This is a genomic window from Candidatus Aquicultor secundus (genome assembly GCF_002791875.1).
Taxonomy (GTDB): Bacteria; Actinomycetota; Aquicultoria; order Aquicultorales; family Aquicultoraceae; genus Aquicultor_A; species Aquicultor_A secundus.
Genome location: NZ_PFNG01000011.1, coordinates 1 through 13,544, shown reverse-complemented (window position 1 = coordinate 13,544; position 13,544 = coordinate 1). Strand labels below are relative to the sequence as shown.

Sequence of the window (13,544 nt, the reverse complement as noted above, 5' to 3'; positions counted from 1 at the left end):
TCTTAATTTGCGCAATTTACTCGAGTAAATTGCGCAAATTAAGAACGTCCCCTATGATACTACTTCGATTCGTAGTGAATAATGCTCCAACCGGAGAGGTCGGTGACGTAGAGACTTGCCTTGTAGAGGCTATTTTTATCGCCGCCAAACCCCCAGCGTATGATGATGAGCATGCACTCCTGCTTGTCGAACTTGGCTCGCTCCAGGTAAACGGGCAGGGCGGCTCGTTTCGTCTCGTCGAGGAGAGAATTGATCGGGCTTCGCAGCAGCTCGCCTTTGCCGCCACTTGCGGTGATTCGCTTAAGCAGCGTACTCATAACTGCAGCGCGCTTGGTTTGTGCATCTTTTACGATATAAAGGCCGTCGGTCTTCTTCCGAATATCATCGAGCAGGTTACTTGCGGATTCGGTGCCGTAGGTCTTATTTGAAACCACAACCTTGGGCCATGCATCATTGGTAGTGTCCGGAAGGCCCCTTGACAGAAGCTCGCCGTTTTTAGGCGCACTTTTTGCCTTGCCGTCCCCATAGGCTTTGCCCGCGCCCAATGAATCCGTCGCTTTGCCGCTCACCGAGTCGATATCGTGGCCGCCGCGCTCAAGCGCCTGATTTGTAGCCGGCAGTTGTTGTCTCTCGGCCGGCCCCGCGCTTTTTTGGCCGGCCCCGTTAATCGTTGAGCTTTTTTCGAGGCTCCCAAGATCGATTTGCGTGAGCAGCACGATAAGGGCGATGGCGGCAACAGCGGCGCTGGCCACCAGGTATTGCAGTTTAGGTAGGGTGAAGCCACGCCTTCGTGCCGCAGGTCGAGCGGTTTTTGGCGCTACTGGTTTTGCGGTCGTCTGAACCCGCCCGGGCGCTTTGTCTGTAGCGCCGTCTTGCGCGATCTGACGAAGAGCGCGTGAAAGCCCGGCAGGAACCTCGAGGGTATCGATGCCTTTTACCATGGATACGGCGCTCTTTATCGCCGTAAGCCGAGCGCGGCATTCAGGGCAGCCCTTTAGGTGCTCGTCTACGGCCCGGCGCTCACTCTCGCTGAGTTCGCCATCTATATATTCTGTTAGCAAATCTACAATCTCTTTACATTCCATATTTTCCGATAGAGTTACAGGCCGGTCGTTACTATTACAGGCTCGCAATGAGTTCGTCGCGGTGCTTTTTAATCTCCCAACGAATGCGGCCCAGGGTGGTCCACTGTGAGGCTACGACAACCAGCGCAATGTCGGGCACGATCGGTGCGATTATCACCGGGCCGTTTTCGAATTCGAGCATTGCCGTCTGTAACGCACCCTGGTTAAGCTCATAGCCGATTTTGTCGAGTGAACCGAACCCGGTTGCCACAACCGCGCTTATCATATCGAGGTCGAGTTCGATGTTGGAGGCAAAATCGACCGTGAAGCCATCCCTTGTTACAAGAAGGACGGCTATGACCCCATCCAGATCGGTGAAACGGTGCAATATCTGCTGCAATGTGACGATTTCTTCAGGCTCGTCCTTGTTGAGAAGCTTATCGACCTCTTCTTTTGTGACGAGGGTTTCGGAAATGCTTTGTGCGGGCTCGCTTACCGTGAACTCTTCTGTGGATTCCGGCTCTTCCAGGTCGTTACTCTGGGATGCTATGTCCGCATCCTCGGCGCTCTGAGAGCCCTTGATTTTTTCTGCGAGGGCCTCAATGATATTCTTTCGAATTTCGGCTTTGTTGGATGCCTGCTTCGTTTCGGCGGCGCCGGTTTCGTTGTTCGCCTTGCTCTCAGGGGCTTCATCCGGCTCAGTACCTTTTAAAAACACGGATATTAGCTCGGCAAAATCGTGCTCGTCCACATTAACCTCCTACGAGATGAAATAATCTGGATATTTATGTTAGTTTACAGGCAATCGGATAAATTGCCAAGTCCTGGTAGACATAAACTAAGCCCCTGATAGGGGCCTTTAGATGCTGGATAGCGTTGTTATTATGAAGGTATAGAGCAAGCGGCGGTAAGACCACCAGGCTTGCTATCACCTATTTTGGCTGTCTTTTATCAGCTGTTCGAGTTTATCCAGGAGGTCGTGCTCCTCGTTATGCAGTTCAAACAATATTTTTATAAGCGAGGCGACTTTCGCAGCCGGCTCGTAGGAGTAAATTGAAGACTTATCACCGTTGCGCGAGATTCGCTTTAAGACAGACGCGGACGCCAGTTCCTCGGCCTCTATAAACACCTGATCCGGGCTTCGGCCGATGATATTCGCCAAGCCTTGTGCCGTATGAATGGAGAAGGGATTCGTCTGGTAGAAGTTAAGTAAATCCCATTTGATCGGCGAGTCGAGTATCTCCAAGGCCAAGGCCTTTGTTTTACAGTTAAAATTCTTTATGATCTTTTCTAATTTTTTACTCATCAATTTTTACTCATTATTTAGTTCACCAACGCTACTGTTTACTGGATAATTCTTTAAAGAGCCTGTATTGCCGCGTAAGACCGATCAGCACCAAGATCAGAAATAATAATTCTGAAAGAACTTGAATGTTTTTAAGCACTAGTATTATCGGCTCCCAAATTTGCATTTTAAACCCTGTTTGTTTATCCGCCAAGTTAAGATTAACGACTAACGAGACAACCGGCCTCGAAACAGCGTACCTTTGCAGGAAATTGTGCAAGATAAGAACGATAAATGATGTAGCATATATGGGCACGCTTGGCAGTATCCAACGCCAGCTCTCGGCCAAGTCACCCTCAACCAGTAGCCAGGTTTTGCGGGCGGTAAGGGCGGCTGCCAGACCGATGATCGTAATGATTATGGCGACAATGTCAACGGATACCACTTAACCACCCCGGTTGGTAAGGCCTTTAAGTAGCTGGTATTGCCGCAGAAGGCCGAAAAAGGCAAGTATTACGAAGATGAAGTGAGCCGTGTTGCCAAGCAACTGCATATCGATGCCCGCCACAAAACGGGTGCCGAGTTCGTAAATAGCCGTGAGCAGGGTTGCCAGAGCTAGAACCTGAAATGCAACAAATGAATATTTCCAGCTTAATGCCAAGTTGCCCGCCACTTTCCGCAAAATCCCCAGCGAAATTATGGCGGCCAGGCTTGCCAGGAAGAAGTTAATTATCTCGACAAATGCTACGAAGCTCATCCGTACTACCTTTTCTTGCGTATTAGTCCTTCTTCAAGGAGCGTCTTTCCGGTTATCGCGCGGGAGGGGAACCCGGTTAAAACCCCCTGGTGCCCCGTGAACTTGGTCTCTATATTGACACCATTTTTTGCAATCTCATAGCGCCGTATATCCTTGGCGTGTTTGCTGCCCCTTACCTTAAGAATGGTAAGCGCGGTTTTGAGTTCGCTCTCTATCTCGACGTATTTCAAGAAGAAGATGTTGTCGACGACAAAGCCGATACTGGTCTCAAACGAGCTGTCCTGCCCAAAAAGCAAAGGAATCTCGCTGGTGAGGATGGTTGTAAGGTCGAGCCGTTTAAGCCCGTTCACCAGACTGTTAAATATTTGCCTGAGTTCCTGGGCGTCGGTGGTCAGTTGCTCCATCAGGGTAATCGAGTCGATGACGATCCGTTTTGCCCCCATCTGCTCGACGAGCGTGTCCAAAAAGCCGCTCTCTTTCTCAAGCTCGCTCTTAAGGACGGCAGGTGACGTGAATATCACCTTAATCTTGCCTTCCGCCTCGCGTTTCTTTAAGTCGCAGCCGAAATTCATCGCGTCCCGGTAGATAATCTCCGGAAATTCCTCGAATGTTATAAATATACCGGGTTCGTTAAACTTAACTGCGCCGTTATATACAAATTGAGTCCCGAGCGTGGTCTTTCCGGTTCCTGGAGGACCGGCGATAACGGTTGAGCTTCGCTTGTAAAGGCCTCCATCAAGCAGCTCGTCTAATCCCGGAATCCCGCTTGATATTTTTCTCACCATGTAGCCTCCATCCCTTTATATTTCATATTTATTACATTATATAATGCATGCTAACAGTATTAAAGGCAATAGAGTACGTTTTAGGCGGGCTTATGCAAAGAACCGGAAAAGACCGGGAAAGAATAAAGGCGCCGGATATAATCAGAACTATATCCGGCGCCGTCGCTAAGCAATCGGGTAGCTCCCTAGTCTTCTTCTACCTCAATAGCTTCCATTGCACACTCTTCCATGCAGGTCTTGCAACCGTCACAGTTTTCCTCGTTAACTGGCTTGGCGATGTCATCAACGAGCTCAAGCACACCGTTGGGGCAGCTGTCAACACAAGTTCCGCACCCGGAGCACTCGTCGACATCAACTACTGGTCTAGGCATAAAAAACTCCTTCTCAAAATAGCCTTCATCTTGCACTAAAACAACTTATACAAAACTATTCGCAGCTTGTAAAGAGGTTTAATCAAAGCATTTTAGTAAATTATGGATACGCTCGGTCAGCCAAGCTACACGGAGGTGGCTTAGTCCGGCAAATCACCGCTCGGCTTTGGATGGAGCGGCAAGCTGTAGAGAAACGTCATGGCGCACTGTTTTTTTGCAAAAAGAGTGCTTCGCGTTAAAGTTGATACTAAGAGTATCGATATACTTTACAAGAACTTTGTTAACAAACTTGACAATACCAGGCTTAGATTATATAGTAGAACTAAATTACAGCGTAAGGAGTGTTGAACAATGGCTAAAGCTTTGGGGATTGACCTAGGAACAACCAACTCGTGTATGGCCATTCTGGAAGTTGGCGAGCCAAAGGTTATCGCCAATGCCGAGGGTGGCAGGGTAACCCCGTCGGTCGTCGCGTTTTCGAAGACCGGTGAGGTACTTGTCGGGGAGGTTGCGAAACGTCAGGCGATCACAAACCCGGATCGCACAATTAAATCTGTTAAGCGCGAGATGGGTACGAATTGGAAAATCGATATCGACGGCAAGGACTACACGCCGCAGCAGATTTCGGCGTTCGTCCTGCAGAAGCTAAAAAGGGATGCCGAGGCGTACCTGGGAGAGAAGATCACCCAGGCCGTAATCACGGTCCCCGCCTACTTTGAGGACGCCCAGCGTCAGGCGACAAAAGACGCCGGCAAAATCGCGGGCTTAGAGGTTTTGCGAATCATCAACGAACCGACGGCGGCTGCGCTTGCCTACGGTCTTGATAAGGAGCACGACCAGACGATCCTCATCTTCGACCTTGGCGGTGGAACGTTCGACGTTTCCATTCTCGATATCGGCGACGGCGTTTTTGAGGTGCGGGCAACCGCGGGCGACAACCACCTTGGCGGCGACGATTGGGATAAGAAGGTCGTCGATTGGATGGCCGATGATTTCAAGGCCAAAAACGGCATTGATTTAAGAAACGACAAGATGGCGCTGCAGCGCTTGATAGAGGCGGCGGAGAAGGCCAAGATGGAGCTTTCAGGGACCCTTTCAACCAATATCAACCTGCCGTTTATCACGGCGGACGCCGAAGGTCCGAAACACCTGGACATAACGCTCTCAAGGAGCGAGTTCCAGAAGATGACCGCAGACCTTTTGGATAAATGTCGCAAGCCGGTGGAGCAGACGATGAAGGACGCGGGGGTCAGCGCATCGGACATCGATCACGTTATCCTCGTCGGCGGCTCGACCAGGATGCCGGCGGTTCAGGAGATGGTAAAGGATTTAACCGGCAAAGACCCGCATAAGGGCGTAAACCCGGACGAGGTCGTGGCCGTTGGCGCCGCGATTCAGGCCGGCGTGTTGATGGGCGAGGTTAAGGGCATCCTGCTTCTCGATGTTACCCCGCTTAGCCTGGGTATCGAGACTCTGGGTAGCGTGTTTACAAAGATGATCGAGAGAAATACGACCATCCCTACAAAGAAAAGCGAGGTATTTACCACTGCTGCCGATGGGCAGACCAGTGTTGAGATCCATGTCCTGCAGGGCGAGCGCGAGATGGCGACCTATAACAAGACCCTGGGCCGCTTCCACTTAGTGGATATCCCGCCGGCGCCGAGGGGCATACCGCAGGTCGAGGTTACGTTTGATATCGATGCAAACGGTATCGTAAACGTATCCGCAAAGGATATGGGCACCGGAAAAGAGCAGAGGATTACCGTAACCGGCGCGACCGCGCTTAATAAAGACGAGATAGACAGGATGGTGCGCGAATCCAAGAGCCATGCCGAGGAAGACCACAAGCGGCGTGAGGAAGCGGAGATCAGAAACAACGCCGACAACCTCACCTACACGACCGAGCGCACGTTAAAAGACGCCGGCGACAAGCTCTCCCCGGCCGACAAAGAAGCGATTGAGAAGGCGCTTGCCGATGTAAAAGACGCCCTGAAGGGCTCCGATATCGAGCGGATCAAGAGCGCGCACGAGGAGCTTTTGCAGCAGTCGTATAAAATCGGCCAGGCGGTCTACTCGCAGCAGCAGGCGGGCCAGGCATCGGCCGACGGCGGTGCGGCGGACGGCTCGCACGACGGCGAGAACGTGGTCGATGCCGACTACGAAGTCGTAAGCGAGGAAGACGAAGGGAAATAGTTCCCGCTAACCATAAACATACGGAAAGAGGGGCACAGCACCCCTTCTTCTCGATTATTTTGAGGTGATGGTGTTGACGAAGGAAAAAGCCACAGGCGATGGAGTCGGTCTCGACCATATGGAATTCAAAGAGCGCCTTGAGCAAAAAGAAGCTGAAGCCGCTGAATACCTGGATACCTTGAAGCGGCTGCAAGCCGAGATGGAGAACTTTCGCAAGCGGATGATAAAGGAGCAAGAGCAAATCATCCAGTATGCTGTGCAAACTGTAATACTGGAGCTTCTACCGGTCATCGATAACCTGGAGCGCGCTCTCGATGCGGCCGGGGCCGACGCTGAAGGCGGACGGCTTAAAGAGGGCGTCGAGCTTATCTACACGCAGCTTAAAGGCCTGCTTGCCAAGGAATGCGTGGAGGTAATCGACCCCGCGGGCGAAGAGTTCGATCCCATGAAGCACGAGGCCGTTATGCAGGTGGCAAGTGATGAGCACGCAGAAAACACCGTAGTCGAGGTGCTGCAGAAAGGGTACGACCTTAAGGGCAGGCTCCTGCGCCCGGCGACGGTTAAAGTTGCGAAGTAAGTGCAGGGTCCGGGGTCCGGGGACCGGGGATAAAGCAGTTTTTGGTGATATAGCGGTGATATAGCGGTGATATAAATGAGCGCAAGCAGAACATATAAGGATTATTATGCGGTTCTTGGGGTTGGCAGGAATGCTACCAAAAAGGAGATAAAGGATGCCTACCGTAAACTTGCCCGCAAATACCATCCCGACACGAACAAAGGGAGCAAGGCCGAGACCGAGGAAAAGTTTAAAGAAGTAAGTGAGGCGTATGAGGTCTTAAAGGACCCCAAGAAGCGCAAAGAATACGATGAGATGGGCAGTTTCTTCAATGCCCGCGGCCCCGGCGGCCACAATTATAGCTATGACACCGGCAACTTTGGCGGTGCGGGGGGATTTAACGACTTCTCAGGATTCGGCGGCGGGTTTCAAGCCGGAAACATCGGGGATATCTTCGATATTTTCGGTGGAGGTGCCGGCGCCCAGCGGGCGAATATGCGTGCCAAAGGCGGGGATATCACCTATAACGCGCATCTTTCATTTGACGAAGCCCTCAAGGGAAAAACCGTGCAGTTATTGATCAACCGGGAGGAAAAGGGCGGTCCGAGCACCGAGACGGTCAAAATCCCCGCCGGCGCAGCCGATGGAAGTAAGATCAAGTTTAAGGGGAAGGGCCAGGCCGGCCAAAACGGCGGCCCTCCCGGCGATCTCTATATCATAACGAAAGTTGCGCCCCATCCGTTCTTTAAGCGAAACGGCGGCGATATCCTGCTCGATGTGCCGGTAACGTTCGTGGAGGCGGTGCTCGGGGCAAGTATCGAAATCCCGACGGTCGACGGTACCGTTTCCCTAAAAATCCCCATCGGTACGCAAGACGGGCAGGTGTTTCGACTACGCGGTAAGGGATCGCCCAAGCTAAAGGCCAGCGGAAGGGGCGATATGCTCGCCACCGTTAAGATCGAAGTGCCGAAAGAACTCACCGCCGACGAAAAAGAGTTGTTGATAAGGTTTGCGAGCAGCAGAAAAGACGATCCAAGGCAGGCCTTTAGAAAACAGTTTTAGTTCTAAGTTTACTAGGGCTTTAAGAAGCCTAGAATCTGGAGTGAAACAAGATGTATGATGAGCCGGTCTACATGATAAGCATTGCGGCAAAGCTTGCGGGCATGCACCCGCAGACGCTGAGGATTTATGAGAGGAAAAAGCTCATCAAACCCAAGCGCACGCAGGGGAGCACCCGTTTGTACTCCCAGTGTGACATCGACCGTTTGAAGCTGATACAGACGCTTACCCAGGAACTCGGGGTAAACCTCGCCGGGGTTATCAAGATATTCGAGCTGCAAGACCAGATCGAGCAGGCGCAATGCCTCATCGGCGAACTCCAGAAACGGGTCGGGGACCTTCAGGAAAACCTGGGCAAGGAGCTTGAAAAGGTCCAGCAAAACGCACTCGTGCCCATGCGGCGCGGCCATGTCGTGCTGAGAAAGTCGGAGCTGTTCAGGGAGTAGAGGTGAAACTATGAGGTTGGATAAGTTTACGATAAAGTCACAGGAAGCGTTGGGGGAGGCCCAGCGTCTTGCCGAAGGGATGGGGCACCAGCAGGTCGAGCCGGAGCACCTGCTTCTCGCGCTCATCGGCCAGCAGGACGGGATCGTCGTCCCCATCTTACAGAAGCTCGGCGTCGACCCGGGCACGGTTACGAACCGGATCAACGCCGAGCTGAGTAGACGGCCGAAAGTCTCGGGTGCGACCGCTATGCCGTACGTTGCGGCCGACCTAAAGAGAGTGATAGACGGCGCATTTGCGGAAGCCGAGCAGCTTAAAGACGAGTATGTAAGCACCGAGCACCTGCTTCTCGCGCTGGTCTCGGTCGATGGCGCCGCCGCCGCAATCATGCGCGCGCTCGGCGTAACGAAGGACACGGTTTTAAAAATCCTCGTCGATGTACGAGGAAGCCAGCGGGTAACCGACCAAAACCCCGAAGAAAAATACCAGGCGCTCGAGAAATACAGCCGCGATTTAACGCGCCTTGCCAGAATCGGCAAGCTCGACCCGGTCATCGGTCGCGATGACGAGATCCGCCGGGTTATCCAGGTGCTCTCGCGCCGTACCAAGAACAACCCTGTGCTAATCGGCGACCCCGGCGTCGGCAAAACCGCCATCGCCGAGGGGCTCGCACAGCGGATAATCTCCGGCGACGTCCCCGAGGGATTGAAAGAAAAACGGGTGGTGGCCCTGGATTTGGGCGCCCTAATCGCCGGCGCCAAGTACCGCGGCGAATTCGAGGATCGCTTGAAAGCGGTTCTAAAAGAAGTTACTAACTCTGAGGGCGAGATCGTCCTTTTTATCGACGAGCTTCACACGCTGGTCGGGGCCGGTGCCGCCGAAGGCGCGGTCGATGCGGCCAACCTACTCAAGCCGGCGCTGTCGCGCGGTGAGTTAAGGGCGATCGGCGCAACAACCATCGACGAGTATCGAAAGTATATTGAAAAAGACGCGGCCCTGGAGCGGCGCTTCCAGCCGATTCTTGTCGGCGAGCCCTCTGTTGAGGATACCATTGCGATCTTGAGGGGTCTTAAGGAGCGCTATGAAGTACACCACGGTGTGCGCATAACCGATTCTGCGCTGGTTGCGGCGGCCGTTATGTCCAATCGCTACATCACCGACAGGTTCCTGCCGGACAAGGCAATCGACCTGATGGACGAGGCGGCATCAGGCCTGCGCATCGAAATCGACAGCATGCCGACCGAAATCGACGAGGTCGAGCGCAAAATCAAGCAGCTTGAAATCGAGCGCCAGGCCTTTAAAAACGACACGAGCAAGGCCGCCCTTGAGCGGCTTGCGAATATAGAAAAAGACTTGGCCGAGCTTAAGGAAAAAAGCTTTCACATGAAGGCCCACTGGCAGAACGAGAAGGGCGTTATCCAGGAGATCCGAGACCTGAAAGAGCGCATCGAGCGGGCCAAGGTCGATGCAACCAACGCCGAACGTGCGGGGGATTTGTCGCTTGCGGCGCGGCTGCGTTACGGGGATATCCTCACATTTGAAAAAGAACTCGACGAGAAAAACAGCCGCCTTCTGGAGCTGCAAAAAGTCAAGAAGATGTTAAAAGAAGAGGTCGACGAGGAAGATATCGCCGAAGTCGTCTCCAAATGGACCGGCGTGCCCATCTCCAACCTTATGGAGGGCGAGATAGAGAAACTCATCAACATGGAGAAACGGCTGCATGTAAGGGTGATCGGCCAGGATGAGGCGGTTTCCGCTGTCTCAAACGCAATTCGCAGGGCGCGAGCCGGTTTGCAAGACCCCGACCGCCCGCTGGGCTCGTTTATCTTCCTCGGCCCGACCGGCGTCGGCAAAACCGAGCTTGCAAGGGCGCTAGCCGAGTTTCTTTTCGACGACGAGCGCGCCATGATTCGCATCGACATGAGCGAGTATATGGAAAAGCACACCGTATCACGTTTGATCGGCGCGCCTCCCGGCTATGTCGGCTATGATGAGGGCGGCCAGCTCACCGAAGCGGTTCGCCGCCGCCCCTACGCGGTCCTGCTCCTCGACGAGATAGAAAAAGCCCACAGCGATGTTTTTAACGTGCTCCTGCAAATCCTCGACGACGGCCGCCTCACCGACGGCAAGGGCAGGACGGTGGATTTTAAAAACACCATTATTATCATGACATCGAACCTGGGCTCGCAGTACATCCAGGAGGTGGTCGATCCCGAGGAGCTTAAAGAAAAAGTCGACGAAGCGATGAAGCTTCATTTCAGGCCCGAGTTCCTAAACCGTGTGGACGATATCGTCATCTTCAATCGCTTAAGCCTTGAAGACCTCAAGCACATCGTCGACATCCAGATCGCCCACCTGACAAAGCGCGTCGCGGAGCACCACATAACGCTCGAATTGACCGATAGCGCCAAAGAACTCTTAGCTGAGGAAGGGTTCGACCCTGTCTTTGGAGCAAGACCGCTCAAGCGCGTTATCCAGCGCAAACTGCAGGACAGCCTCGCACTGAAGATCCTCGAGGGCGATATCAAAGAGGGCGATAGCGTTATGGTCGATGCAGTTGATGGAAGCATAACATTTGCGGTGAAGCCGGCGGCTTAAAGAGGTCTTCAGGAAAATAATCATAATAAGTGCAAGAGAGGGCGGATCTGGTATCCACCCTCCTATCATTTGAGATATCCGGTTCGAATCCCTCCTCCCCAGCAAATTATAACCCTCTTGATTATGGCTTTGACAAGCCATTTTGGGGATGCCAAAAACTTGAACCCTGGAAGGATTCGAACCGCTGCTTTCACAACTGTAATCACAACGGCACACTTTTAGATTATTCTGAGTCACATTAATAAGCAACGGATTCATGCAATGCTGGACACCGAAATCAGGACAGAGGCAAGGGCAGGGAGATCTTTCTAGATTAAAAGAATCCGTGAAATCCATAGCTACATTCCTTGATTACAATCCATGAGTGCGCTTTGAATATTACCAAGCAAGCTTACTGTGGTATCATGGCAACCCCGTATGATAATATATTTAAATAAGCGTTCAAGGGGTTGTCTTTCATGGATAGGGAACGATTATTCCAGTTACCTGATGAATACAGGCATCTATTTCAGTTCTTTTTTGTATTTAGGGTGATAGCACTTGCGTTTGGTTTGATCTGGCTGCTTTTTAAAATTAGCCAAGGAGCTAATTATACATTCGGGCTCTTTATCTGGTTAGGCATACTTCTCTATACCATAGCAATTTACATAAAGCGACATGAAATGTACGCCCTTCTCCTTAAGCATCCAACAAGCCTTGGATTTGACATTTTTGTAAGCGTAGCACTTTTGTTTGCATATAGTGCAGGGGATTCCCCATTTTATTACTACTCCATTTCACCGGTTATACCAGCGGCAATGATGTTTCGCTTTAAGGGTGCAGTTTATTCAAGCGGTATTCTTTCCTTAAGTCAGCTAGCTTCCGTTTTCGTTCACGGTGCTACCATGAATGAGTTTTTCTCCCTTGGACACTTTCCGCTTTTTTTGGGTCAGATAACAGCCTATTTTACAGTTGGCTTTATGCTAGTTTATCCGGCAGGTCTACTTGATGAGGTCATAAGACAGCGCTCAATAATTAAGGAAAAAACCGAAAAAGAGGCCGTATCCGAAGAAAGAGCAAGGCTTGCCCGAGAACTTCACGATAATCTTGCTCAGTTACTTTCGGTAACTAAGAGCAAAACCAACACCTTATATGAAGAACTAAGCGGAAAAATGGCTGACCAGGCCTTTGATGCCTGCCAGCTAATCGATCACGCCCTTCAAGATCTAAAAAACGCTATATTTGCCTTAAGACCAGAAAATATCGAACTTGGGTTAGATCAAATGCTTACCGATTTTTGTCGCCGCCTTCCTTTTCCAAACGGCTGTAAGATCGATACATATTTCAATATCGATGGCGTTAACCTCTCTGGCGAGCAGAAATTTGAAATTCTTCGTATCTGCCAGGAGGCTTTAGGCAATTCCGTTCGCCATTCAAGATCCGATACCATAAAGCTTGAGGCTATAAAAGAAAACAGAAAGCTTTTAGTCTATATAGAGGATCGTGGTACTGGTTTTGAGGCGGCGAAAATTAGCAAAGGAGTAGGCCTATTAAGCATGCGCGAACGCGCTGAAAAACTAAAGGCAGATATCGAGATTATCTCGGCTCTAGAAGCAGGTACAAAAGTAAAGCTCACAGTACCTTTAAAGGGTTAGGAGAAAGAACCGGTGGATAATAAAATAAAAGTTCTGGTTGTGGATGATACTTTGATTGCTAGAGCGGGAATCCTTAGCATACTTTCAGACTCTTCCATAGTCGAAGTAATAGGTGAAGCAGAAGACGGTAATGAGGCCGTAAGAAAAGCAGAAGAGTTCATGCCTGATGTAATCCTTATGGATTTGAAAATGTCCGGCCTTGACGGGGTTTCCGCTACCGAGCAGATCATAACCGTAAATCCTAGTGTTAAAATACTCGTCTTAACAGTATCCGAGGATAAGCAAGATCTGGTTAAAGCAGTCAAAGCAGGCGCTAGAGGGTACCTGCTAAAAGAAGTCAAGAAAAGCGATCTTGTTAAAGCAATCGAGGCGGTTCATAAAGGAGAAAGCATCATAAACCCAGCAATGGCCGCCGACCTTTTAGAAGAATTCAGAAACTTAAGCAAAGAACCGGAAAAACGACCACCCTCTTTTATTGCAAAGCTTACTGAGAGAGAACAAGAAGTGCTGAAACTTTTAGCTGAAGGTCTAGGTAATAAAGAAATCGCTAAAAAGCTGTTTGTGGGCGAGAGTACAATCAAAAAACATGTAAGCAATATGCTTTCCAAGCTACAGCTCGAAAACCGCATCCAAGCCACGATGCTTGCCGCTTACGAGGGTTTTGTCAAGCCCAAGGAGAAATAGTGCTACCCACCTGACCCATATAAATGAAGCGCCCCGGGTATAATGGAGGCAACTAAGCTACCAAAGGAGAGTTATGCCAACGCCAAACAAATACCCGAAAGAGTTTAGAGAAAA

Annotated in this window: 14 protein-coding genes; 7 read left to right on the top strand and 7 right to left on the bottom strand. The window is 51.1% G+C overall.

Annotation, left to right across the window (positions count from 1 at the left end):
• Nucleotides 1-59: 59 nt before the first annotated feature.
• The 7 genes from COY37_RS00335 to COY37_RS11695 form a co-directional block, all read right to left on the bottom strand.
• Entirely contained in the window at nucleotides 60-1,085 is a 1,026-nt protein-coding gene (locus COY37_RS00335; RefSeq protein ID WP_286679142.1) for an anti-sigma factor family protein, read from the bottom strand.
• Between the two features lie 34 nt (nucleotides 1,086-1,119).
• Nucleotides 1,120-1,815: a roadblock/LC7 domain-containing protein gene (locus tag COY37_RS00330; protein ID WP_286679143.1), complete on the bottom strand. Its 696-nt coding sequence runs from the start codon at nucleotides 1,813-1,815 to the stop codon at nucleotides 1,120-1,122.
• Between the two features lie 177 nt (nucleotides 1,816-1,992).
• A complete protein-coding gene (locus COY37_RS00325) occupies nucleotides 1,993-2,370 on the bottom strand; it encodes a hypothetical protein (RefSeq protein WP_286679144.1) in 378 nt (125 codons plus the stop codon).
• Between the two features lie 31 nt (nucleotides 2,371-2,401).
• The gene (locus COY37_RS00320) at nucleotides 2,402-2,794 is read right to left on the bottom strand and encodes a hypothetical protein (RefSeq protein WP_286679145.1); all 393 of its coding nucleotides are present in this window, start codon (nucleotides 2,792-2,794) and stop codon (nucleotides 2,402-2,404) included.
• Nucleotides 2,795-3,106 carry a hypothetical protein gene (locus COY37_RS00315; RefSeq protein ID WP_286679146.1) on the bottom strand — a complete coding sequence of 104 codons (312 nt, stop codon included), beginning with the start codon at nucleotides 3,104-3,106 and terminating at the stop codon, nucleotides 2,795-2,797. It abuts the gene before it with no gap.
• 5 nt (nucleotides 3,107-3,111) lie between these two features.
• Nucleotides 3,112-3,891 carry an RAD55 family ATPase gene (locus tag COY37_RS00310; RefSeq protein ID WP_286679147.1) on the bottom strand — a complete coding sequence of 260 codons (780 nt, stop codon included), beginning with the start codon at nucleotides 3,889-3,891 and terminating at the stop codon, nucleotides 3,112-3,114.
• Between the two features lie 185 nt (nucleotides 3,892-4,076).
• The gene (locus COY37_RS11695) at nucleotides 4,077-4,262 is read right to left on the bottom strand and encodes an ATP-binding protein (protein WP_353682987.1); all 186 of its coding nucleotides are present in this window, start codon (nucleotides 4,260-4,262) and stop codon (nucleotides 4,077-4,079) included.
• A gap of 351 nt (nucleotides 4,263-4,613) precedes the next feature.
• Here COY37_RS11695 and dnaK point away from each other — a divergent pair, with 351 nt between their 5' ends.
• The 7 genes from dnaK (at nucleotide 4,614) to COY37_RS00270 (ending at nucleotide 13,430) form a co-directional block, all read left to right on the top strand.
• Nucleotides 4,614-6,455 (top strand): molecular chaperone DnaK, encoded by a 1,842-nt coding sequence (dnaK, locus tag COY37_RS00300; protein WP_286679149.1) that lies wholly within the window; start codon nucleotides 4,614-4,616, stop codon nucleotides 6,453-6,455.
• Between the two features lie 73 nt (nucleotides 6,456-6,528).
• A complete protein-coding gene (gene grpE, locus COY37_RS00295; protein ID WP_286679150.1) occupies nucleotides 6,529-7,032 on the top strand; it encodes a nucleotide exchange factor GrpE in 504 nt (167 codons plus the stop codon).
• A 75-nt stretch (nucleotides 7,033-7,107) separates the two neighbouring features.
• A complete protein-coding gene (locus COY37_RS00290) occupies nucleotides 7,108-8,073 on the top strand; it encodes a DnaJ C-terminal domain-containing protein (RefSeq protein WP_286975449.1) in 966 nt (321 codons plus the stop codon).
• Between the two features lie 50 nt (nucleotides 8,074-8,123).
• Nucleotides 8,124-8,516 carry a heat shock protein transcriptional repressor HspR gene (locus COY37_RS00285; RefSeq protein ID WP_286679152.1) on the top strand — a complete coding sequence of 131 codons (393 nt, stop codon included), beginning with the start codon at nucleotides 8,124-8,126 and terminating at the stop codon, nucleotides 8,514-8,516.
• Nucleotides 8,517-8,526: 10 nt separating this feature from the next.
• The gene (clpB, locus tag COY37_RS00280; protein ID WP_286679153.1) at nucleotides 8,527-11,112 is read left to right on the top strand and encodes an ATP-dependent chaperone ClpB; all 2,586 of its coding nucleotides are present in this window, start codon (nucleotides 8,527-8,529) and stop codon (nucleotides 11,110-11,112) included.
• Nucleotides 11,113-11,570: 458 nt separating this feature from the next.
• On the top strand, nucleotides 11,571-12,746 hold the full coding sequence (locus COY37_RS00275) for a sensor histidine kinase (protein WP_286679154.1): 1,176 nt from the start codon (nucleotides 11,571-11,573) through the stop codon (nucleotides 12,744-12,746).
• A 12-nt stretch (nucleotides 12,747-12,758) separates the two neighbouring features.
• Complete coding sequence (locus tag COY37_RS00270; protein WP_286679155.1) at nucleotides 12,759-13,430, top strand: response regulator; 672 nt, start codon at nucleotides 12,759-12,761, stop codon at nucleotides 13,428-13,430.
• Nucleotides 13,431-13,544: the final 114 nt, after the last annotated feature.